Raw genomic sequence first — 23055 nt, 5'->3', positions numbered from 1 at the left:
TGAGCCAGACCCGGGGTAAAGAGGAAATTGACCATGATAAGACTGCTGTGTTGGGGGGGATTGCTGATCAGCGCCGTGGCCGGGGCCAATCCCATCAGTACCCGGCCGCCGGTGGAGCTGAATATTTCATCGGGGCTGGAGCCGGTGTGTTTCTATGCGGATCAGCGCTATTCGAAGGGGGCCCTGATCACCGTGGGCGAGCAGCTGTTTATCTGCGAGCGGGAGAAATCCTTCGAGCAGAATGGCCGGCTGAGCTGGCACCCCTTTCCGCTGAAGGAAGAGGGCAGGCCCTAGGCCTGCTTCCTGATCTCCAGCAGGGGGATATCCAGGCTGACCGGCTCGGTCGGCCGGCAGCAGCAGGGCAGTATCTCCCCCTCGGCCAGGTAGGCGAGGGGGGCTTGGGCGTATTCCACCCGGCCGGCCAGCAGGGAGCTGCGGCAGGCGCCGCAGTAGCCGCTGCGGCACTGGTATTCCACCGCGTGGCCGGTACGCTCCAGCCCCTCGAGCAGGGTTTCCCCCGCCCGCAGGTCGAAACTGAGCTCCCGGGTACGGACTCGGCTCACAGCTCGAAATCACCCAGATCGTCGTGGCTCATCTGGGAGTCGATCTGGCCCACCAGATAGGAGCTGACTTCCACCTCCTGGGGCGCGACCTGGACGTTGTCGGACGACAGCCAGGCGTTGATCCAGGGGATAGGGTTCTGCTTGGCACCCTCAAAGGCGGGCGCCAGTCCCACCGCCTGCATGCGCAGGTTGGTGATGTATTCCACGTACTGGCACAGGATATCCTTGTTCAGGCCGATCATGGAGCCGTCCTTGAACAGGTATTCGGCCCATTCCTTCTCCTGGATGGCGGCGGCCTTGAACAGCTCGAAGCACTGCTGTTCGCAGTCGCGGGCCACCTGGGCCATCTCCGGATCGTCCTCGCCGGCGCGCAGGATATTGAGCATGTGCTGGGTGCCGGTCAGGTGCAGGGCTTCGTCCCGGGCGATCAGCTTGATGATCTTGGCGTTGCCTTCCATCAGCTCGCGCTCGGCGAAGGCGAAAGAGCAGGCGAAGCTGACATAGAAACGGATGGCTTCCAGGGCGTTAACGCACATCAGGCACAGGTAGAGCTTTTTCTTCAGCTCATAGCGGTTGACGGTAACGGTCTGTCCCTTGAATTGGTGTTCGCCTTCGCCGTGGAGGTGATAGAAGTTGGTGTACTCGATCAGCTCGTCGTAGTAGCCGGCGATGTCCTTCGCCCGCTTCTGGATATGCTCGTTCGCTACGATATCGTCGAATACCTTGGAAGGATCGTGGACGATATTGCGGATGATATGGGTGTAGGAGCGCGAGTGGATGGTCTCGGAGAAAGCCCAGGTCTCGATCCAGGTTTCCAGCTCGGGAATGGACACCAGCGGCAGCAGGGCCACGTTGGGGCTGCGGCCCTGGATGGAGTCGAGCAGGGTCTGGTATTTGAGGTTGCTGATGAAGATGTGCTTCTCGTGCTCCGGCAACGCCTGGTAGTCGATCCGGTCCTGGGACACGTCTACCTCTTCCGGACGCCAGAAGAAAGAGAGCTGCTTTTCGATCAGTTTTTCGAAGATATCGTATTTCTGCTGATCATAACGGGCCACGTTCACCGGGTTACCGAAGAACATGGGTTCTTTCAGGTGATCGTTCTGAACTTGGCTGAAGGTCGTGTAGGACATGAGTCGTGGTTTCCGCGCTTAAAAGGCGGGGCCTGGCCCCGCCGACATCACTTAGATTTTACAGGCGCCGCCGGCACAGCCGTCGTCCTGCAGATCGTGCTGGGCATCATCGGCGCCATCACGGGTGTTATGGTAATACAGGGTCTTGAGCCCGAACTTGTAGGCGGTGAGCAGGTCTTTCAGCAACTGCTTCATCGGTACCCGGCCGCCCTCGAAGCGGGACGGATCGTAGTTGGTGTTGGCGGAAATGGCCTGATCCACGAATTTCTGCATCACGCCCACCAGTTGCAGGTAACCGTCGTTGGACGGCATCTGCCACAGCAGCTCGTACTGGCCCTTGAGCCGCTCGTACTCGGGTACCACCTGTTTGAGGATGCCGTCCTTGGAGGCCTTGACCGACACCAGGCCACGGGGCGGCTCTATGCCGTTGGTGGCGTTGGAGATCTGGCTCGAAGTCTCGGACGGCATCAGCGCGGTCAGGGTGCTGTTGCGCAGGCCCACGGTCTTGATCTCCTCGCGCAGGCTTTCCCAGTCCAGGTGCAGCGGCTCGTTGCAGACGCTGTCCAGATCCTTTTTGTAGGTGTCGATGGGCAGTATGCCCTGGGCGTAGGTGGTCTCGTTGAAGGCCGGGCAGGGGCCGAATTCCCTGGCCAGTTTCACCGAGGCCTTCAGCAGATGGTACTGAATGGCTTCGAAGGTGCGATGGGTCAGGCCGATGGCGCTGCCGTCGGAATAACGGGCACCGTGCTTGGCCAGGTAGTAGGCGTAGTTGATCACGCCTATTCCCAGGGTACGGCGGTTCATGGAGCCCTTGTGGGCCGCCAGCAGCGGGTAGTCCTGGTAGTCGAGCAGGGCATCCAGGGCGCGTACCGCCAGCTCCGCCAGTTCTTCCAGATCATCCAGGCTGTCGATGGCGCCCAGGTTGAAGGCGGACAGGGTGCAGAGCGCGATTTCACCGTTTTCGTCGTTGATGTCCATCAGCGGCTTGGTGGGCAGGGCGATTTCCAGGCAGAGGTTGCTCTGGCGCACCGGGGCCACCGCCGGATCGAAGGGGCTGTGGGTGTTGCAGTGATCCACGTTCTGGATGTAGATGCGGCCGGTGCCGGCGCGCTCCTGCATCATCAGCGAGAACAGCTCCAGCGCCTTGACGGTACGCTTGCGGATGCTGTCGTCGGCTTCGTACTTGACGTACAGTTCCTCGAATTTCGCCTGATCTTCAAAGAAGGCATCGTACAGGCCGGGCACGTCGGAGGGGCTGAACAGGGTGATGTCGCCGCCCTTGATCAGGCGCTGGTACATCAGCCGGTTGATCTGCACGCCGTAGTCCATATGGCGAACCCGGTTCTCTTCCACGCCGCGGTTGTTCTTCAGTACCAGCAGGGATTCCACCTCCAGATGCCACAGGGGGTAGAACAGGGTGGCGGCACCGCCGCGCACGCCGCCCTGGGAGCAGCATTTAACCGCGGTCTGGAAGTGCTTGTAGAAGGGAATGCAGCCGGTGTGGAAGGCCTCGCCGCCGCGGATGGGGCTGCCGAGCGCCCGGATGCGGCCGGCGTTGATGCCGATGCCGGCGCGCTGGGACACATAACGCACTATGGCGCCGGCGGTGGCGTTGATGGAATCCAGGCTGTCGCCGCACTCGATCAGCACGCAGGAGCTGAACTGGCGGGTGGGGGTGCGCACGCCGGACATGATGGGCGTGGGCAGGGAGATCTTGAACTGGGACACCGCGTCATAGAAGCGGGTAATAAAGTCCAGCCGGGTCGCCTTGGGATACTTGGAGAACAGGCAGGCGGCGACCAGCATGTACAGGAACTGGGGGCTTTCGTAGATGGCGCCGGTCACCCGGTTCTGCACCAGGTACTTGCCTTCGAGCTGCTTGACCGCGGCATATGAGAAGTTCATGTCGCGCTCATGGCTCAGATGGGCGTTCAGGGCCTCGAATTCCTCGCGGCTGTAGTCGGCCAGGATGTGCTGGTCGTACTTGCCCATTTCGGTGAGCTTGACCACGTGATCGTAGAAATGGGGCGGCTCGAACTGGCCGTAGGCCTTCTTGCGCAGGTGGAACATGGCCAGGCGGGCGGCCAGGTACTGGTAATCCGGGCTCTGCTCGGAGATCAGATCGGCGGCGGCCTTGATGATGGTCTCATGGATATCTTCGGTGCGGATACCGTCGTAGAACTGGATATGGGAGCGCAGCTCCACCTGGGATACGGAGACGTTATCCAGGCCTTCGGCGGCCCAGGTGATCACCCGGTGGATCTTGTCCAGGTCGATGGGCTCCTTGGCGCCAGAACGTTTGGTAACCAGCAGATGTTTATTCATGAGACGGATCTTCTCCCAGTGGTGTTGTGTCTGCTCCGGCAAAAGCCCGTGCAACCAACCACCCTATATAGTGTGGTTGATGGCCAGAGGAAGCACAACATCTAGTTGTGATATTGAGGATGGGCACAATATAGTGGGTTACCCTGCAATTCTCAAGCTGACGGCGGCGGGTAAAGCTTGTGGATAATCTGTGATTTGGGAGCTGGGGTTTGCGCTCACTAACTTCTGCTCCGTTGGCGGTCTGGCGCTGGCTATCGGCTGGCGAATTTATGCCCGGCGGGAAACTTTTTTTCAAAAATTTGGCTTGCAAAAAAAGGGGATTGGAGATCCCGCCGGATCTTTCATCAATCGGTGCTGAATGCGTCTCTCAGCCAGTTTTCGAGGCTGTTTACCGAGTCCAGAACCAGGTCCGCCTGCCAGCTGTGCGGGTCTTCGCCTCTGGAGATATAACCCCAGGCAGCCACCATGGTGGCCATGCCCGCGGCCCGCCCGGCCTCGATATCCCGCCGGTGATCACCGATATAGATGCAGTGCTCTGCCGCCACGGCGAGTCGCTCGGCGGCGAACAGCAAGGGGGCCGGATGGGGTTTCTTCTGGGGCAGGGTATCGGCGCTGACGGTCACGCCGCAACCGGCGAACAGGGGCAGGCCGGCCAGCAGCGGCACGGTCAGGGCGGCGGGCTTGTTGGTGACCACTCCCCAGGGAATGCGGCGCTGGTTCAGCCAGCCGAGCAGCTCCGCCACGCCGTCGTAGGGGCGGGTACGGCGGCAGAGGTTCTCGCCGTAAAAGGCCAGCATCTGCCGGCGCAGCTGCTCCAGGCCCTGCTGTGCGATAAGCTCGGGATGAATGCCTGCCTTGAGCAGGGCGTAGGAGCCGTCCGAGGTGGTGCAGCTCAGCACTTCGTCGGAGAGCGGGGGCAGCCCCAGGCCGGTGATAACATGATTGGCGGCGGCCCCCATGTCACCGGCCGTGTCCAGCAGGGTGCCGTCCAGGTCAAACAACACCGCCTTAACCTGCATGGTTTACTCCGGTTTGATGGCGTGGACCATGTAGTTGACGTCCGCGTCCCGGCTCAGCTTGAAATCGCCGGTCAGGGGCCGATAGACCACGCCGCTGATGTCCTTCACCACCAGGCCTGCCCGTTCTATATAAGTGCACAGTTCGGCGGGGGTAATGAACTTGCGGTGATCGTGGGTGCCTTTCGGTACCATCTTCATCAGGTGCTCGGCCACGCCTATCATCAGCAGCCAGGCCTTGGGGTTACGGTTGATGGTGGAAAACACCAGGGTGGCACCGGGTTTGGCCAGCTCGGCGCAGGCCTGTACCACCGATGCCGGTTCGGGCACATGTTCCAGCATTTCCATGCAGGTGACCACATCGAAGGCGGCGGGCTGCTCGGCGGCGACCTGTTCGGCGGTGCCCTGACGGTAATTGACGCTCACCCCGGCTTCCAGGGCATGCAGCCGGGCCACCGCCAGCGGCTCACGGCCCATGTCCACCCCGGTGACCTCGGCGCCTTCCCGGGCCATGCTTTCGCTCAGGATGCCGCCGCCGCAGCCGATGTCGATGACCTGCTTGCCGAACAGGCCGCCGGCCTTGTCGGCAATCCAGCCGAGGCGCAGGGGGTTGAGTTTGTGCAGGGGCTTGAAGTCGCCTTCCAGATCCCACCAGCGGGAGGCCATGGCCTCGAATTTGTCGATTTCCTGTTGATCTACGTTCATGGTCAAAGCCTTAAAGCCGGGCAAACTGAAGCAGCCATTATAACCAAGCGGCCGTCCCCTGCCAGCTTACCTGCTCCCGTCGGGCCGGAACTGTGGTAGAATGGCGCGTTTTTCAAAGCCATATAATCAATAAACTGGGGACAAGGCTTGCTATGACCGATCTGGCCCGAGAAATCATGCCGATAAACATCGAGGAAGAGCTTAAACGCTCCTACCTGGATTACGCCATGAGCGTGATCGTAGGGCGGGCGCTTCCGGATGTGCGAGATGGTTTGAAGCCGGTGCATCGCCGCGTGCTGTTCGCCATGAACGAGCTCGGCAACGACTGGAACAAGCCCTACAAGAAATCAGCCCGTGTGGTGGGTGACGTAATAGGTAAATACCACCCCCACGGTGACAGCGCCGTGTACGACACCATAGTGCGGATGGCGCAGGATTTTTCCATGCGCTACACCCTGGTCGACGGCCAGGGCAACTTCGGCTCGGTGGACGGCGATTCCGCCGCCGCCATGCGTTATACCGAAGTGCGCATGGACAAGATTGCCCACGAACTGCTGGCCGATCTGGACAAGGAAACCGTCGACTGGGTGCCCAACTACGACGGCACCGAGATGATACCGGCGGTGATGCCGACCAAGGTACCCAACCTGCTGGTCAACGGCTCCTCCGGTATCGCCGTGGGCATGGCCACCAATATTCCGCCCCATAACCTCAACGAGGTGGTGGACGGCTGCCTGGCGCTGATCGACGACGAGCATATCAGCATCGATCAACTGATTGAGTTGATCCCGGGCCCGGATTTTCCCACCGGCGGCATCATCAACGGCAAGTCCGGCATCATCGATGCCTATCGTACCGGCCGTGGCAAAATCTATGTGCGCGCCCTGGCCGAGATCGAGACCGACGAGAAAAGCGGGCGCGAGACCATCATCGTCTCCGAGTTGCCCTACCAGGTGAACAAGGCGCGGCTGATTGAAAAAATCGCCGAGCTGGTCAAGGAAAAACGCATCGAAGGCATCAGCGCCCTGCGCGACGAGTCCGACAAGGACGGCATGCGCATCGTGATCGAAATCCGCCGGGGTGAAGTGGGGGAGGTGATACTCAACAACCTCTATGCCCAGACCCAGATGCAAACGGTGTTCGGCATCAACATGGTGGCGCTGGACAACAACCAGCCGCGTATCTTCAATCTGAAGGACATGCTGGAGTGCTTTATTCAGCACCGGCGGGAAGTGGTTACCCGTCGTACCGTGTTCGAGCTGCGCAAGGCCCGCGACCGAGCCCATATCCTGGAAGGCCTGGCCATCGCCCTGGCCAATATCGATCCCATTATCGAGCTGATCCGCCGTTCGCCGACCCCGGCCGAGGCCAAGACCGCTCTGCTGGCCCAGGGCTGGCAGTTGGGCAATGTGTCTTCCATGCTGGAGCGTGCCGGTGACGACGCCGCCCGCCCCGAGTGGCTGGAGCCGGAATACGGCATCCGTGACGGCCACTATTACCTGACCGAACAGCAGGCCCAGGCCATCCTGGATCTGCGCCTGCACCGGCTGACCGGGCTCGAGCACGAGAAAATCCTCGATGAATACCAGGCGCTGCTCGAGCAGATCGCCGAATTGCTGCATATCCTGAACAGCTCCGTCCGCCTGATGGAAGTGATCCGCGAAGAGCTGGAGGCGCTCAAGGCGCAGTTCGGTGATGAACGCCGTACCGAAATCACCACCTCCAGTGCCGAGATCAATATCGAGGATCTGATCACCCAGGAAGACGTGGTGGTGACCCTGTCCCACCAGGGCTACGTGAAGTATCAGCCGCTCACCGACTATGAAGCCCAGCGCCGGGGCGGACGTGGCAAGTCGGCGACCAGGATGAAGGAAGAAGACTTCGTCGAACGTCTGCTGGTGGCCAACACCCACGACACCATCCTGTGCTTCTCTACCGCCGGCAAGGTGTACTGGCTCAAGGTTTACCAGTTGCCGGAAGCCAGCCGCGCCGCGCGCGGACGCCCCATCGTCAACCTGTTGCCGCTGGATCAGGGCGAGCGCATTACCGCCATACTGCCGGTGCAGGAGTATTCCGACGACAAATTCGTGTTCTTTGCCACCGCCGACGGTACCGTCAAGAAAACCAGCCTGTCGGCCTTCAGTCGACCGCTGGCGTCCGGTATTCGCGCCATCAACCTGAAGGACGGGGATGAGCTGATCGGCGTCGATATCACCGACGGCAGCAACGAGATCATGCTGTTTTCCGATGCCGGCAAGGTGGTGCGCTTCGCCGAAGGCAGCGGCCGAGCCGATGCCGAGGAAGCCGAAGAAGGCGACGAGCAGGGTGAAGACGCCGCCGGCGCGGGCAGCTTCAAGGGCGTGCGCCCCATGGGCCGTACCGCTTCCGGGGTGCGCGGCATCCGGCTGGCCGAGGGCGACAAGGTGGTGTCCCTCATAGTGCCGCGCGGTGAGGGCGCCATCCTGACCGCGACCGCCAATGGTTACGGCAAACGGACCGCCCTGGACGAATACCCGACCAAGAGCCGGGCCACCCTGGGGGTGATGTCCATCAAGGTCAGTGACCGCAACGGCCCCGTGGTCGGCGCCATTCAGGTGGATGAAAACAACGAGATCATGCTGATCACCAACGGCGGTACCCTGGTGCGTACCCGGGTATCGGAAGTCAGCCTGATCAGCCGTAATACCGCCGGTGTCCGCCTTATCCGCACGGGTGAGGACGAGCAGGTGGTCGGCCTGCAGCGCATCGAGGAAACCGAGGACGACGAACTGGCCGAAGGCCAGGACGGCGTGGCCGAGGAGTAAGTCAGTAAGGGGCCCTTGGGCCCCTTTTGTTCAGGCCAAGGTCTGGCCGAAAAATCATTTTGACTCGGCGCCCCGCCGCCGTGTAAAAGCTAGTAATCAAGAAAGCGGAAATGGCTTGGGAGGGCGGCAACGGCGCCTTCCGGCGGCAATCGCTTTTACCACTTTGTTTCAATGAGGGTAACCCAGGGAAAATGGAGAACATGGTTTATAACTTCAGCGCAGGCCCGGCCATGCTGCCGGTAGAGGTAATGCAACAGGCTCAGGCCGAGTTCCGTGACTTTCACGGCCTGGGCGTGTCGGTGATGGAGCTGAGCCACCGCGGGGCCGATTACATGGCGGTGGCGGCCCAGGCCGAGCAGGACCTGCGGGATCTGATGCAGATCCCCGACAATTACAAGGTGCTGTTCCTGCAGGGAGGCGGCCGGGGCCAGTTTGCCGCCGTGGCGCTCAACCTGATGGGCATCAATGCCAAGGCCGACTATATCGTCACCGGCCAGTGGTCCAAGTCCGCCGTGTCCGAAGCCGAGAAGGTGGGGGACGTGCGGGTGCTGGACGGGCTGCAGGCCGCCGAGGACGGCCGCCAGGGCCTGGCCAGCAGCTGGGCGTTGGACTCCACCGCCGCCTACGTGCATTACTGCCCGAATGAAACCATCGAAGGCCTGGAATACCATTTTGTTCCCGAGACCGGCGACGTGCCCCTGGTGGCGGACATGTCCTCCACCATCCTCTCCCGCCCCATCGATGTGACCAAGTTCGGGCTCATCTACGCCGGCGCCCAGAAGAACATAGGTCCTTCCGGCCTGGCGGTGGTCATAGTGCGTGAAGACCTGCTCAGCCAGGCCTGCCCCCAGGTGCCGGGCATACTGGACTATGCCGCCATGGCCAAGGCCGACTCCATGCTCAACACTCCGCCCACCTATGCCTGGTACCTGGCCGGCCTGGTATTCCAGTGGCTGAAACGCCAGGGCGGCCTGGAGGCCATGGGCGAGCGCAACAAGGCCAAGGCCGAGCTGCTGTACAGCTATGTGGACGCCAGCGACTTCTACCGCAACGAAGTGCATCCCAGCGCCCGCTCCTGGATGAACATTCCCTTCCAGCTGAAGGACGACAGCCTGAACGACGCCTTCCTGAAGGAAGCCAAGGCCGCAGGCCTGCTGGCGCTCAAGGGCCACCGTATCGTGGGCGGCATGCGCGCCAGCCTGTACAACGCCATGCCCATCGAAGGGGTGCAGGCGCTGGTCGCCTTTATGGACAAGTTCGCCAAGCAACACGGAAGCTAAGGCTTGAAGCCATAAGCGGTAAGCTGGAAGAAAAACAGCGTCATATGAAAAGGCGGCACCGCTCTGTAGCCGCCGCTTCAGTTGGCGGGCCTCGCTGCGCAAGGCCATTAGAACAAATACAAGGAGTCACCGTGAGTATTGATTTTCTGGCCCTGGCCAACCCCGGGGTGGAAGGGCTGCACCCTTACCAGCCGGGCAAGCCGGTGGAAGAGCTGGAGCGCGAGCTCGGTATCAGCAACAGCGTGAAGCTGGCCTCCAACGAAAACCCCCTCGGGCTGGGACCCAAGGCCCGGGCCGCCATCGAGCGCGCCCTGCCGGAGCTGGCCCGTTACCCGGACGCCAACGGTTTCGCCCTGAAGGCCAGGCTGGCGCAAAAGCTGGGAGTGGGTGCCGGCCAGCTTATTCTGGGCAACGGCTCCAACGAGCTGATCGATCTGGTGTTCCACACCTTCGTGTCGCCTGGGCAGCAGGTGGTGTATTCCCAATACACCTTTATCGTCTATGCCCTGGCGACCCAGGCCCATGGCGCCGAGGCGGTGGTGGTGCCGGCTTCCGATTTCGGCCACGATCTCGAGGCCATGGCGGCGGCCGTGACCCCGGCCACCCGGCTGGTGTGCATCACCAATCCCAACAACCCGACCGGCACCTTCGTCGGCGCGGCCGAACTCAAGGCCTTTATGAACAAGGTGCCGGCCCAGGTGCTGGTGGTGCTGGACGAGGCCTATACCGAGTACGTGGCGGAAGACGAGCGTATTCCTTCCATCGACTGGCTGGCCGAATACCCGAACCTGATAGTGTCGCGCACCTTCTCCAAGGCCTATGGCCTGGCGGGGTTGCGGGTGGGCTACATGGTCTGCCACCCGGAGCTGGTGGCGGTGCTCAACCGGGTGCGCGAGCCCTTCAACTGCAACAGTCTGGCGCTGGCGGCGGCGGAAGCGGCGCTGGACGACGAGGACTATCTCAACCGGGCGGTAGAGCTGAACCGGCGGGAAATGGTGCGTTACCAGGACTTCTTCCAGGAGAAGGGCCTGAAATACATCCCCTCCCGGGCCAATTTTATTACCCTGGATCTGCAGAGGGACGCGGGGCCGGTGTATGAGGCGCTGTTGCGGGAGGGGGTGATAGTACGACCCATCGCCGGCTACGGCCTGCCGACCTGCCTGCGTATCAGTATCGGGCTGGAGCATGAAAACCAGCGTTGCCTGGATGCGCTGGCCAAGGTGCTGGGGTGATGAAAAGGCCGGTGTACACCGGCCTTTTGTTTATCTTGCCCTGATGCACCAGCCCTGTTAACGTCTAGAAAGCTTCAGTTGTTGTTTACCCCGAATCTCCAGGAATCATATGGAACGCCTTAAGTTATCGCCTATTGCCCGGGTGGAGGGCACCGTCAACCTGCCCGGCTCCAAGTCAGTCTCAAACCGTGCGCTGCTGCTCGCGGCCCTGGCCCAGGGCACGACCCGCCTGACCAATCTGCTCGACAGTGACGACATCCGCCACATGCTGGATGCGCTCAAGACCCTGGGGGTCCAGTACGAGTTGTCGGAAGACAAAACCGAATGCGTGGTCCATGGCCTGGGCCGGGCTTTCAGCGTGAAGGAGCCGGTATCCCTGTTCCTCGGCAATGCCGGCACCGCCATGCGCCCCTTGTGTGCCGCCCTGTGCCTGGGCACCGGCGAGTTTACCCTCACCGGGGAGCCGCGCATGTGGGAACGGCCCATCGGCCACCTGGTGGATGCTTTGCGTGAAGCCGGCGCCGATATCAGCTATCTCAAGACCGACGGCTACCCGCCGGTATTCATCAATGGCAAGGGCCTGTGGGGCGGCGATGTCCATATCGACGGCTCGGTTTCCAGCCAGTTTCTTACCGCTTTCCTGATGGCCGCGCCCATGGCGTCGGGCGATACCCGCATCCATATCAAGGGGGAGCTGGTTTCCAAGCCTTATATCGACATTACCCTGCATATCATGAAGCAGTTCGGGGTGACGGTAGAGCATGACAACTACCAGACCTTCTATACCCAGGGCAACCAGAGTTACCAGTCACCAGGAACCTTCCTGGTGGAAGGCGATGCCTCTTCCGCCTCTTACTTCCTGGCTGCCGGCGCCATCAAGGGCAAGGTGCGGGTGACCGGTATCGGCCGTGACAGCATCCAGGGCGATATTCGTTTCGCCGATGTACTGGAGGCCATGGGGGCGCGCATTACCTGGGGGAGTGATTTTATCGAGGCGGAGCACGTGGCACCGCTGACGGCGGTCGACATGGACATGAACCATATCCCCGATGCGGCCATGACCATTGCCACCACAGCGCTGTTTGCCGAGGGGGTCACCCGCATCCGTAACATCTACAACTGGCGGGTCAAGGAAACCGACCGGCTTTACGCCATGGCCACCGAACTGCGCAAGCTCGGGGTCGAGGTGGAGGAAGGAGAGGATTATCTGGTGGTGACGCCGGCGGCACGGCTGCAGGAAGCGGAGATCGCCACCTACAACGATCACCGCATCGCCATGTGCTTCTCGCTGGTAGCCCTGAGCGACACCCCGGTGGTGATCCTGGATCCCAAGTGCACTTCCAAGACCTTTCCGGATTATTTCGACAAGCTGGCCAGCATCAGCCAGGCCGAATAAATCCAGAAGCCCCGCATCGCGGGGCTTTATCATTTCTTCCCGCTTCCCGCTTCCCGCTTCCCGCTTCCCGCTTCCCGCTTCCCGCTTTAGTGATGCTTTATCTTTTCCAGCGCTTCCCGTGCCTTGATATCGGCGGCATCCAGTTCGGCCAGCACTTTCTGGATATCTTCCTGCTGTTGCTGCAGGCTGGCGCGTTTTTCCGCGATCATGGCGATCATGGAGTGCAGCTGGGGGCGGGAGCTGTGCTCGGCATCATAGAGCTCAAACAGTTCGCGCATTTCCGCCAGGCTGAACCCCAGGCGCTTGCCTCGCACTGTCAGGGCCAGCCGGATCCGGTCTTTGTGGCTGTAGATACGGGCGTTGCCCTTGCGCTTGGGAGTCAGCAATCCCAGGTCTTCGTAGTGGCGCAGGGTGCGCGGGGTAATATCAAACTCATCGGCCAATTCAGAAATGGTGTAAGTAACTTCCTTATTGGGCATCATCAACTCACTCCAGTGGTACCGCGGCTTGTGAAGCCAGACCTTACACCCATATGGGTAGGCTGTGAAGCCCGGCTTTGACTCACCGCAGAGATTACGCCAAGATGAACGTTTGCCGCTATTACGGAGACGGTGTGTTTATTTTCAAGGTGCAAGACGGGCAGGGTGGTCGGGCCGAAATTCGCCTCCAGGCGTTGGACTGGAGTGAGCAGGGCGACGTCGTTTTTACCTGTAACAGCGATGCGCTGGCCGTACTGCTGCTGTCCGGTTGCCGCTCCGGCAATGGTTTTTTTGAGCTGTTGCCCGGCACCAAACCCATGTATGTGGAGCAATGGCTGGAGTATCTGCAGGAAGCCGGGCGGCTGGCCCAGGTCGAGATGGAGATAAAAACGCCCTTTGACCCGGGCTACGGTGAGCTATGTGGTCTGGACTCGGAACAGCTTAAAAAGCTGCTGGAGCTGGTATACCGGGTCGGTGGCTTCAACCGGCTGCAGATCATGCGCTACCTGAAGCACCGCCATAATCCCTCGACCATGTCGACCCGTTACAGTCCGGATGAAATCAAGCGCTACCGTCACCTGGGAGAGCTGATCAATTATCTGCTCCGGCTCAAATCGTCAGGCCCCTGAAGCTCGTGAGGTCGGCGGGCTTGGCCACCAGGTAACCTTGGATGCCGTCGACATACATGGTTTCCAGCACCCGTTTTTGCTCGGCGGTTTCGACTCCTTCGGCAATCACATGACAGCCGAGGCGCTGGGCCAGATCCACTATCATACGCACGAACTGCTGGTTGGTGCTGTCCTCTTCCAGGTGCCTGACCAACTGGGCATCGAGCTTGATATAATCGGGCTTGACCTCTTTCAGCAAACGGAAAGAGCCATAGCCGTGGCCGAACTTGCTGACCGCCGAACGGGCACCGCTGCGGCGAATCATGTCCAGCAGCCGCTTGCCGGCAACCAGCTGGTGTTCCAGCACATGTTCGTCCAGTTCAAACACCAGGCTGGAGGTGATAGCCACATCGCGCAGTAACACCCGCTCCAGCCAGATCAGAAACGAGTTCTGCTGCAGGCTGGCCGGCGTCAGATTGATCGCCCAGCGCTGGGCCGGTATGTCCTTTTGGGCAATCTGGCGCAGGGTCATCTCGATGATTTTCTGCTCGAACAGCATGGACAGATCGAGCCGCTGCAGCATGGCAAATACCGTGGTGGTGGGGTAATAGCCGCCACCGTCATTGGGAAAATGCGAATAAATTTCGTTGTAGCCGGGCATGGCGGGCTTGCGGATCTGCACCGGCTGCACCAGCAGCTGGATCCTGTCTTCTTCCAGCATGGTCTGCAGCCGTTGACGCCACTGGCTTTCGCCCATGTCTTCATCGTCCAGGTTCTTGAGCACGATGCGCCAGCCATTGGGCTCCCCCCCCTGGGCCTGGGCCAGCGCAGAGTCGGCCCTGATCAATACCTGCTCTGGAGATTGCCCCGGCAACAGCTGGGTGAAACCGATATAGGCGGCACAATCCAGCTCATGCACATGCTGGTAATGATGCAGATCCTGACGCAATTGGGTGCCCAGGCTCTGGGCCAGGGGCTCACATTGTCCCTTGGTCAGCACGGCGATATCGGTACCGCTGATCCGATAGGCCCGGGCGCCCAGCAGTGGCTGTATGGCCTTGCGCACCAGTTTGGCGATGTCCTGCAGGTACTGGTCGCCAGCCTGAAAACCCAGGCGGTTATTGGTATCCTGCAGGGCGCTGGCCCGCACTATCATCAGGGTGGCGGTGGCGAGCTTGTTGTCGTCGGTCAGCATCAGGCTAAGGTCGCGACGGAAAGCATAACGGTTGCCAAGGTTGGTCAGGCTGTCCTGATGACTTTGCTGATGCGCTTCGCTGAGTTGCTGCTGGAGACTGTCTATCTGGCTCTTGTAGCTTTGATGCAAGCCGATGATTCCCTGCTCGACCCGATTATGACTACCGACCCGCCCCAGATCCGGATCGAGCAATAGCGATTGGAAGTACTGCTCTTGTTCGCGGCATTCTTTGCCCCAACGCACATACAGGCCAGCAAAGATCAGCAGGCCGGTCAGGGTCAGTGGCAGGGAAAGCAGTAGCCATTGGACCGTGGCCGGGCGAGTGTCGAGACGGTAAAACACGGGGATTTGCTCAATCACCAGTTGATGGTTGGCTGCGGCCTGTCCGAACCACCAGGCTTGCTTCCCTGCGGTCAGTGGCTGTCCCGTGGACAGCTCGGCGAGACCAGGCAAGAGGGAAGCGGGGTTTTCCCAAGACAGGGAGAGAGCAACACGATCGTGGATCTGCTGTTCTTGGTGCGTCAGCGAGCGATAGCTGGCCCACCAGGGTAACAATATGCTCAGCAAGATAAAGATAAAGCCTGCCAGCAGCAGCACCTGACCGAAGGGGCGAGTTTCCCGCATAACCATCATCCTTGCAAAAACGGGATAACAGAGTGAAAATGCACAGTATGAGGAACGAATGCTTACCGACTCATGATGGTCCAAAGCATCTGAAAAGACAAGAAAATTGGCTCCCCCTGCTGGACTTGAACCAGCGACATACGGATTAACAGTCCGCCGTTCTACCGACTGAACTAAGGGGGAACAACTTTTGAAACTGGCTCCCCCTGCTGGACTTGAACCAGCGACATACGGATTAACAGTCCGCCGTTCTACCGACTGAACTAAGGGGGAACAACTTTTGAAACTGGCTCCCCCTGCTGGACTTGAACCAGCGACATACGGATTAACAGTCCGCCGTTCTACCGACTGAACTAAGGGGGAACAACTTTTTGAAACTGGCTCCCCCTGCTGGACTTGAACCAGCGACATACGGATTAACAGTCCGCCGTTCTACCGACTGAACTAAGGGGGAAGAGGCATCCTTGAATGCGAGGCGCATGGTAATGGCTGTCTCCTGGGCTGTCAACACACAAAGCCGCGTTATCAAAGAAATCAGGTTGTTTGCTCTAATAATGTGCAGTCGGCGCTGGTTTATGCAGCAACCCCATATTTAGCGCGCGGGTTAGGCCGCGTTGCCGCGGTCGAGGGGGCAGAGGGGAAGGGGCATGCTCGGTGTCGACCGATTGTTCCTCATGCGCTAACCGGCCGGTGTCGTGGTATCAGGATCGGTTATTTAGCATCCGGGAGCGGGTTGTTGGGCTGCTTGCTCCTTTGTGGTGCTGTGACTGCTTCAATAGAGAGAGTTCGCCAATAAAGGCGCTCAATATTGCACCAATGTAAAACAATGCCCGAGTAATAACACTAATTTCCTGGTTCATTATCTCTCGTTTGAACTGTGCTCTCTTTATTTGATGGTGCCGCCACCAGGGATTATATCGAGCCCGAAAACGGGGTTTTTATGGGCGGATAGGGGGGTGTCGCTTGCCTGGATTATTCACATGGCTGGAGTAAATTACCAACTTATACGGCTGTGTAGTTTTTTTTGCTGAACTTGTTGTACTTATTGGTTTTTTTATCTGATTGTGACGAACGTCTTAGTATCCGCTATTAAACGTGATGTTTTAATGAAAAAAACGATTAAAGTTAATTTATTTGTCATAAGAATAGGCTTATAGTGGGCTGGTCAAGACGCTCAGACTTAAATAACAAAAAGTAAAGAGAGTACGAGGGTTTTGGTATTGCTCCTGGATTCGACGAGAGGGGCCTTACCTATGAAAAACGGTGTTTCGCCGTTTTCGTGATATAGCTGTAAACAAAGGAGTGGATTTGATGACCGATAAAAAAGTTGTGCTGGTGACCGGAGCCGCTGGTGGTATTGGTACGGAAGTGTGCCGTCTGTTTTTAGAAAATGGATACAAAGTTGTGGCCACACACCGTCCAGGGAAAGAGCAGCAGGCCACCAACTGGTTGCAGGAAGAAAAGCTTGCCGACAAGGACATCCAACTGCTGGCACTGGATGTGAGCGATCACAACGCGGTCAGCGAAGTGCTGGCCGAGACCCTGCGTGAGTTGGGGCATATCGATGTACTGGTCAACAACGCCGGCATCACCCGCGATGCCACCTTCAAGAAAATGACCTTTCAGCAGTGGCAGGAGGTGATGGACACCAACCTCAACAGCCTGTTCAGTGTTACCCAACCCATATTCAACCAAATGTGTGAGCAGGGTAGCGGTCGCATCATCAATATCTCTTCCGTCAATGGCCTCAAGGGACAATACGGTCAGGTGAACTATTCGGCCGCCAAGGCGGGCATGATCGGTTTTACCAAGGCCCTGGCCGCGGAAGGCGCGCGTTTTGGCGTTTGTGTTAATGCCGTGGCGCCCGGTTATACCGCCACCCCCATGGTGACCGCCATTCGTGAAGACGTGCTGGATTCCATCAAGGCCACTATTCCCCTGAAACGGTTGGCCACCACCGACGAAGTGGCAGGCGCAGTATTGTACCTGGCCGGTGAATACGGCGGTTACGTTACCGGTGAAACCCTGTCGGTCAACGGCGGTCTCTACATGAAGTAAGGCCCGCTGGCCTGTTATCAACGGAGTGAGCATTATTTATGTCTGAATCTGTATATATCGTTGCGGCTAAACGCACCCCTATCGGCAGCTTTTGTGGTGCCTTGAAGTCTGTTTCTGCGGCGGAGTTGGCCGGTGTTGCCATCAAGGGTGCCTTGGAGCAAGCCGGACTGTCACCGGACAAGGTCAACGAAGTGATCGTCGGCAACGTGGTCGGTGCCGGCCAGGGCATGGGCGTGGGCCGCCAAGCGGCACTGGCTGCCGGTATTCCGGCCGGTGTGCCGGCCTATAGCCTGAACATGGTGTGTGGCAGCGGCATGAAAACCCTGATGGACGCCTGTGCCCATATCAAGGCGGGCGATGCGGAGGTGGTCGTGGCTGCCGGTTGCGAAAACATGTCCCAGATCCCCTTCGTTGTTAAGGGTGATCTGCGGGGTGGCAACAAGATGGGGGACATGGCCCTGTCCGACCTGCTGATCAGTGATGGCCTGACCGATGTGTTCAACAAGTACCACATGGGCGTGACCGCCGAAAACGTGGTGGCTCAGGAAAAGATCAGCCGTGAAGAGCAGGATGCGCTGGCTGCGGCCAGCCAGGCCAAAGCGGTGGCTGCGATTGAAGCTGGTCATTTCAAGGCCGAGATTGTTCCGGTCGAGGTGAAGACCCGCAAGGAAACTCTGACCGTCGATACCGATGAGTATCCCAAGGCCGGCACCACGGTCGATACCCTGGCCAAACTGCGCCCCGCATTCAAAGCGGACGGTTCGGTCACTGCGGGTAATGCCTCTGGCATCAACGATGGTGGCAGTGCCATTATCGTAGCCAGCCGGTCGGCAGTGGAGAAGTACGGTCTGACCCCGCTGGCGGAAGTCGTCAGCTACGGCCAGGGCGGCATAGCCCCCGAAATCATGGGGCTGGGTCCGGTACCCGCCATCGATCAGGCGCTGACCCGCGCCGGCCTCAAACTGACCGATATCGAGCGGCTGGAGCTTAATGAAGCCTTTGCCGGCCAGGCGTTGGGCGTGGTCAGGCAACTGTCTGCCAAACATGACGTGGCCGAGCAGGCACTGCTGGACAAAACCAACAAGAATGGCGGTGCCATTGCCCTGGGGCATCCGCTGGGGGCATCCGGCAGCCGTATTCTGGTCACCCTGCTGTATGAGCTGCAGCGCAGCGGTAGCACCCTGGGCCTGGCGTCCTTGTGTGTGGGCGGCGGCATGGGCACCGCGGTGGTGCTGAAGCGGGTCTGAGACCGGCTCGCCACCCGACATAATAAATATTTACTTTCCCTTTAAGGAACTGGTTATGTACACCGATATTTTCAAAGGCTTCAATGATCAAACTGAAAAAACCTTTGGCCCCATGCTGAAATACAACCAGCTGGTTGCCAAGAATTTTACCGACCTGACCAACCTGCAACTGGAGGCGGCTCGTCAGTATGCGGAGATCGGTCTGGCTCAACTGCAGGCTAATAGCCAGGTCAAGGATGTGCAGAGCCTGGTGTTCTGTGGCTCCAAGCAGCTGGAAACCATGAACCGTATCAGTCAGCAAATGATTGAAGACGGTAAAAAACTGGCCGAGCTGGCTCAGGAATTTAAAACCGGTCTCGAAGCCCTGGCTGCAGACGCTCAGAAAAAATAACAGTCTGTGATGGGTTAGCCCGTCAGGAATAAGATACCGGCAGGGAAGGGCTTTCGGGCACCTTCCCGCTTTAGCTGCCGTTTTGCCTTGTTCGTGCGGGCGCTATCTCTATCAGGGAGGGACAATGCAGCAAGATATGTATAACGGTACCGATCCCATTCGCCAGTTCTTTCAGTGGAATGAAACCATGTGGTCGGACATGCAACGTGCCAGCCTGGGTGATAACCAGGTGACCCAGGCGTTATCGGAAGTCAATGCCCAGGATCTGAAGATCTTTTATGAGGCCGTTTCGACCAATCCGATGCGGCTGCTCGATATGCAGATGCAATGGTGGCAGGGTCAGTTGGCGATTTGCCAGAACAGCATGGTGAAAACGCTGGACAAGGATGCGGCGAGTCTGGTGCAGGATCCTCCTGGTGAGCGGCGGTTCCAGCATAAGTCATGGAAGGAAGACCCCCACTTCGATTTTATGCGCCAGTCCTACCTGCATTTTGCCAAATCGCTGACCGAGATGCTGGACGTGGTGGAGGGCTTGCCGGAATCGGTACGCCAACGGCTGAGCTTTACCTTTCGTCAAACCATCAACGCGCTGTCTCCGACCAACTTCATCTGGAGCAATCCGGAGCTGCTGCACCGCACGCTGGAAGAAAAAGGTGCCAATCTGGTCAAGGGGATAGAATTATTCCAGGAAGATCTGGCGGCCAGTGCCAACTTGCTGAAAATTCGGATGACGCGGCAGTCGGCCTTTACCCTGGGCAAGGATCTGGCGACCACCCCCGGCGAGGTGGTGTTCAGGAACGATATTTTCGAGCTGATCCAGTATCGGGCCAGCACAGAGACGGTGCATCAAACGCCCCTGTTGGTGATTCCGCCTTTCATCAACAAGTTTTATATCCTGGATCTCAAGGAACAGAATTCACTGGTGGGCTGGCTGCGGGATCAGGGCCATACGGTCTTTATCATGTCCTGGCGCAACCCGGGTAAAGAGCAGGCCAGCATCGGCTTCCAGGATCTTATCCATTCCGGCACCATGGAAGCCATCCGGGTGATTGAGCAGATCACCGGTGAGAAAGAAGTCAATGCCATCGGCTACTGCATCGGCGGGACTCTGCTCGCTTCCACCATGGCACTCTATGCGGCTCGCCGCATGAAGCCCAGGGTCAAGAGCGCCACCTTCCTGACGACCCTGCTGGATTTTACCCAGCCGGGAGAAGTCGGCGTCTTTATCAACGAGCCGGTGGTGAATGCCATGGAGCAGATGAACGATGCCCAGGGCTTCTTCGATGGTCGGCAGATGGCGGTGACCTTCAGCCTGCTGCGGGAAAACAGCCTCTACTGGAATTACTATATCGATAATTACCTGAAAGGCGAAGAGCCGGCGGATTTCGATATTCTGTACTGGAACAGCGACAGTACCAACCTGAGTGCCACCTGTGCCAGCTTCCTGCTGCGTGGATTGTACCTGAACAACAGCCTGAGCCGCCCCGGCGAAGTGAAGGTGGGTAATTTCGGTATCGATCTGTCCAAGGTGAAAACACCCAGTTACTTCCTTTCGACCAAGGAAGATCATATCGCCCTGTGGGATGCAACTTTCAATGGCTCCGGGTTGCTTGGCGGCGAGAAGACCCTGGTGCTTGGCGAGTCCGGGCATGTGGCCGGGGTCGTCAACCCGCCGAACAAAAACAAGTACGGTTACTGGCTCAGTGACGAGAACTTTGACAGTGCCGAGCAATGGCTGGCTGCGGCCCGGCGGGAAGCCGGATCCTGGTGGCCGCACTGGCAACAGTGGGTGACGCCTTATCTGGGGGACGACAAGGTGCCGGCAAGGACGGTCGGCAACGAGGAATGCCCGGGCCTGATGCCCGCACCGGGCCGCTATGTGCAGCAGACGCTGCCGATAGAGGAATAAATGGTCTGAAGCCGCCCACGGGCGGCTTTTTTATTGTAAACCTGCTTATTCCGGCTCTGGCTATTGAGCACCGGGCGGAGATCATGGATCATGGTCGTTTGATTATGCTATCCCCACACTCGAGGTGCATGAATGAGTCAGGCGGACCATCGTCCCAGCAATTTTATTCGCCAAATCATCGATGAAGATTTGGCCAGCGGTAAGCATCAGTCGGTACAGACCCGTTTTCCGCCGGAGCCGAATGGCTACTTGCATATCGGCCATGCCAAGTCCATTTGTCTGAACTTCGGTATCGCTCAGGACTACCAGGGGCAGTGCAATCTGCGCTTCGATGACACCAACCCGGAAAAAGAAAGTGTCGAATATGTCGAGTCCATCCAGCGTGATGTGCATTGGCTCGGTTTTGAATGGAGTGGCGACATCCGTTATTCCTCCGACTATTTCGATCTGTTGTACGGTTATGCGGTAGAACTGATTGAAAAAGGGCTGGCCTACGTCGATGAGCTGGCCCCTGAGCAAATCCGCGAGTACCGTGGCACCCTGACCACGCCGGGCCGCAACAGCCCTTACCGGGATCGCCCGGTGGAGGAAAACCTGAGCCTGTTTACCCATATGCGTAACGGGGAAATCAAGGAAGGTGCAGCCTGCCTGCGCGCCAAGATCGACATGGCGTCACCCTTTATGGTGATGCGAGACCCGGTGCTGTATCGGGTACGTTTTGCCCACCATCACCAGACCGGGGACAAGTGGTGCATCTATCCGATGTACGACTTCACTCACTGCATCTCCGATGCCATCGAAGGCATCACCCATTCACTCTGTACCCTGGAGTTCCAGGACAACCGTCGCCTCTATGATTGGGTGCTCGACAACATCAGCATCGGCTGCCATCCGCGCCAGTACGAGTTTTCCCGGCTCAACCTGGAATACACGGTGATGTCCAAACGCAAGCTCAATCAACTGGTGACCGACGGCCATGTGGAAGGGTGGGACGATCCGCGCATGCCGACTATTTCCGGCCTGCGACGTCGTGGTTATACACCGGCCTCGATCCGCGAATTCTGTCAGCGCATCGGGGTGACCAAGCAGGACAATACCGTCGAGATAAGCATGTTGGAGGCCTGTATCCGGGACGATCTCAACGAGAACGCCCCGCGGGCCATGGCGGTACTGCGCCCGGTACGGCTGGTCATTGAAAACCTGGCCGCGGATCATCTGGAAATCCTGAGTGCGCCGAGTCATCCGAACAAGCCGGAAATGGGCAACCGTGAATTGCCCTTTACCCGCGAGCTCTATATCGACGAGGCGGATTTCCGGGAGGAAGCCAACAAGAAATACAAACGACTGGTCCTGGGCAAGGAAGTGCGGCTGCGCAATGCCTATGTCATCAAGGCCGAGCGGGTAGAAAAAGACGGCGATGGCAATATCACCACCATTTTCTGCAGCTATGACCCCGATACCCTGGGCAAGGATCCGGCCGACGGCCGCAAGGTGAAAGGGGTTATCCACTGGGTTTCCGCCAGCCATGGGCTGCCTGCCGAAGTACGTATTTACGAACGCCTGTTCAGCGTACCTAACCCGGGTGCGGCGGAGTCGTTCGAGCAGGCACTGAACCCTGCTTCACTGCAAGTGCTGAGCGGCGCGGTGATCGAGCCGTCGCTGGTCAAGGCTCGCCCCGAATGTGCCTTCCAGTTCGAGCGCGAAGGCTATTTCTGCCGCGATAACAAAGCCGAAGGCCTGGTGTTCAACCTGACCGTCGCGCTGCGTGACTCCTGGGGCAAGGAAGAGGCCTGAAGTCGAATCCGGTCCTGAACCAAAAGCCGCGCCTGTCGCGGCTTTTTTGTTTGCCGATTGCTCCCTGTCCGATCATAGCGGGGCGGTGACATGCACTATTATCCACAAGGTTATCATGACGACCACCGCCAAGATGTGAGCTCTTCCCCTGCTGCCACTGCCGGGGCTTCCACTGGAGGGGATAAAGTGGGCCCTGGACCATAGCGGAACGATGCCAGGAGCGCTCCCCTGACCTGCTGGTATTGGAGAGGGCTATTGAGCCTGCAGGCCCTGAAGCGTTGTCTGTGGTAATAAAAAGC

18 protein-coding genes and 4 tRNA genes are annotated in these 23055 nt (G+C 59.0%); 11 read left to right on the top strand and 11 right to left on the bottom strand.

Annotation, left to right across the window (positions count from 1 at the left end):
• Positions 1 to 33: 33 nt before the first annotated feature.
• The gene (locus JKV55_RS11550; protein ID WP_202085410.1) at positions 34 to 294 is read left to right on the top strand and encodes a DUF1496 domain-containing protein; all 261 of its coding nucleotides are present in this window, start codon (positions 34 to 36) and stop codon (positions 292 to 294) included.
• Here JKV55_RS11550 and yfaE read toward each other — a convergent pair.
• From yfaE to ubiG, 5 genes are all read right to left on the bottom strand, one after another.
• Positions 291 to 563 (bottom strand): class I ribonucleotide reductase maintenance protein YfaE, encoded by a 273-nt coding sequence (yfaE, locus tag JKV55_RS11545; protein WP_202085408.1) that lies wholly within the window; start codon positions 561 to 563, stop codon positions 291 to 293. The genes JKV55_RS11550 and yfaE overlap by 4 nt on opposite strands.
• Complete coding sequence (gene nrdB, locus JKV55_RS11540; protein ID WP_202085406.1) at positions 560 to 1693, bottom strand: class Ia ribonucleoside-diphosphate reductase subunit beta; 1134 nt, start codon at positions 1691 to 1693, stop codon at positions 560 to 562. The genes yfaE and nrdB overlap by 4 nt, the downstream gene beginning before the upstream one ends.
• Before the next feature lie 51 nt (positions 1694 to 1744).
• Positions 1745 to 4018 (bottom strand): class 1a ribonucleoside-diphosphate reductase subunit alpha, encoded by a 2274-nt coding sequence (gene nrdA, locus JKV55_RS11535; RefSeq protein WP_202085404.1) that lies wholly within the window; start codon positions 4016 to 4018, stop codon positions 1745 to 1747.
• Between the two features lie 344 nt (positions 4019 to 4362).
• Positions 4363 to 5037: an HAD-IA family hydrolase gene (locus JKV55_RS11530; RefSeq protein WP_202085402.1), complete on the bottom strand. Its 675-nt coding sequence runs from the start codon at positions 5035 to 5037 to the stop codon at positions 4363 to 4365.
• A gap of 3 nt (positions 5038 to 5040) precedes the next feature.
• On the bottom strand, positions 5041 to 5739 hold the full coding sequence (ubiG, locus tag JKV55_RS11525; protein ID WP_202085400.1) for a bifunctional 2-polyprenyl-6-hydroxyphenol methylase/3-demethylubiquinol 3-O-methyltransferase UbiG: 699 nt from the start codon (positions 5737 to 5739) through the stop codon (positions 5041 to 5043).
• 152 nt (positions 5740 to 5891) lie between these two features.
• Here ubiG and gyrA point away from each other — a divergent pair, with 152 nt between their 5' ends.
• From gyrA to aroA, 4 genes are all read left to right on the top strand, one after another.
• On the top strand, positions 5892 to 8543 hold the full coding sequence (gene gyrA, locus JKV55_RS11520) for a DNA topoisomerase (ATP-hydrolyzing) subunit A (protein ID WP_202085398.1): 2652 nt from the start codon (positions 5892 to 5894) through the stop codon (positions 8541 to 8543).
• 191 nt (positions 8544 to 8734) lie between these two features.
• Positions 8735 to 9823, top strand: coding sequence for a 3-phosphoserine/phosphohydroxythreonine transaminase (serC, locus tag JKV55_RS11515; RefSeq protein ID WP_202085396.1), 1089 nt, complete (start codon positions 8735 to 8737; stop codon positions 9821 to 9823).
• A 131-nt stretch (positions 9824 to 9954) separates the two neighbouring features.
• Positions 9955 to 11055, top strand: a complete 1101-nt coding sequence (gene hisC, locus JKV55_RS11510; protein ID WP_202085394.1) for a histidinol-phosphate transaminase — start codon at positions 9955 to 9957, stop codon at positions 11053 to 11055.
• 109 nt (positions 11056 to 11164) lie between these two features.
• Positions 11165 to 12451: a 3-phosphoshikimate 1-carboxyvinyltransferase gene (gene aroA, locus JKV55_RS11505; protein WP_202085392.1), complete on the top strand. Its 1287-nt coding sequence runs from the start codon at positions 11165 to 11167 to the stop codon at positions 12449 to 12451.
• Between the two features lie 86 nt (positions 12452 to 12537).
• Here the strand turns inward: aroA and JKV55_RS11500 are convergent, their stop codons facing one another.
• Positions 12538 to 12933 carry a MerR family transcriptional regulator gene (locus JKV55_RS11500; protein WP_202085390.1) on the bottom strand — a complete coding sequence of 132 codons (396 nt, stop codon included), beginning with the start codon at positions 12931 to 12933 and terminating at the stop codon, positions 12538 to 12540.
• 131 nt (positions 12934 to 13064) lie between these two features.
• On the opposite strand from JKV55_RS11500, the gene JKV55_RS11495 reads away from it, so the two are divergent.
• A complete protein-coding gene (locus JKV55_RS11495) occupies positions 13065 to 13559 on the top strand; it encodes a hypothetical protein (protein ID WP_202085389.1) in 495 nt (164 codons plus the stop codon).
• Here JKV55_RS11495 and JKV55_RS11490 read toward each other — a convergent pair.
• The 5 genes from JKV55_RS11490 to JKV55_RS11470 form a co-directional block, all read right to left on the bottom strand.
• Positions 13540 to 15357, bottom strand: coding sequence for an EAL domain-containing protein (locus JKV55_RS11490; RefSeq protein WP_202085387.1), 1818 nt, complete (start codon positions 15355 to 15357; stop codon positions 13540 to 13542). The genes JKV55_RS11495 and JKV55_RS11490 overlap by 20 nt on opposite strands.
• A gap of 107 nt (positions 15358 to 15464) precedes the next feature.
• A tRNA-Asn gene (locus JKV55_RS11485) sits at positions 15465 to 15540 on the bottom strand.
• Between the two features lie 14 nt (positions 15541 to 15554).
• Positions 15555 to 15630 (bottom strand) — tRNA-Asn (locus JKV55_RS11480).
• Between the two features lie 14 nt (positions 15631 to 15644).
• A tRNA-Asn gene (locus JKV55_RS11475) sits at positions 15645 to 15720 on the bottom strand.
• A 15-nt stretch (positions 15721 to 15735) separates the two neighbouring features.
• A tRNA-Asn gene (locus JKV55_RS11470) sits at positions 15736 to 15811 on the bottom strand.
• Positions 15812 to 16668: 857 nt separating this feature from the next.
• Between JKV55_RS11470 and phbB the strand changes: the two genes are divergently transcribed.
• The 5 genes from phbB to glnS all read left to right on the top strand — a co-directional run bounded on the left by phbB (position 16669) and on the right by glnS (position 22756).
• Positions 16669 to 17415 carry an acetoacetyl-CoA reductase gene (gene phbB / locus JKV55_RS11465; RefSeq protein WP_202085384.1) on the top strand — a complete coding sequence of 249 codons (747 nt, stop codon included), beginning with the start codon at positions 16669 to 16671 and terminating at the stop codon, positions 17413 to 17415.
• Between the two features lie 38 nt (positions 17416 to 17453).
• The gene (locus tag JKV55_RS11460; protein WP_202085382.1) at positions 17454 to 18662 is read left to right on the top strand and encodes an acetyl-CoA C-acetyltransferase; all 1209 of its coding nucleotides are present in this window, start codon (positions 17454 to 17456) and stop codon (positions 18660 to 18662) included.
• Positions 18663 to 18717: 55 nt separating this feature from the next.
• Complete coding sequence (locus JKV55_RS11455; protein WP_202085380.1) at positions 18718 to 19053, top strand: phasin family protein; 336 nt, start codon at positions 18718 to 18720, stop codon at positions 19051 to 19053.
• 124 nt (positions 19054 to 19177) lie between these two features.
• On the top strand, positions 19178 to 20962 hold the full coding sequence (gene phaC, locus JKV55_RS11450) for a class I poly(R)-hydroxyalkanoic acid synthase (RefSeq protein WP_202085378.1): 1785 nt from the start codon (positions 19178 to 19180) through the stop codon (positions 20960 to 20962).
• 132 nt (positions 20963 to 21094) lie between these two features.
• Entirely contained in the window at positions 21095 to 22756 is a 1662-nt protein-coding gene (glnS, locus tag JKV55_RS11445; RefSeq protein ID WP_202085376.1) for a glutamine--tRNA ligase, read from the top strand.
• Positions 22757 to 23055 lie beyond the last annotated feature (299 nt).

This window comes from Zobellella iuensis (assembly GCF_016746085.1).
Taxonomy (GTDB): domain Bacteria; phylum Pseudomonadota; class Gammaproteobacteria; order Enterobacterales; family Aeromonadaceae; genus Oceanimonas; species Oceanimonas iuensis.
The sequence above is the reverse complement of the archived record's forward strand: the minus strand, read 5'-3'. Positions and strand labels throughout refer to the sequence as shown.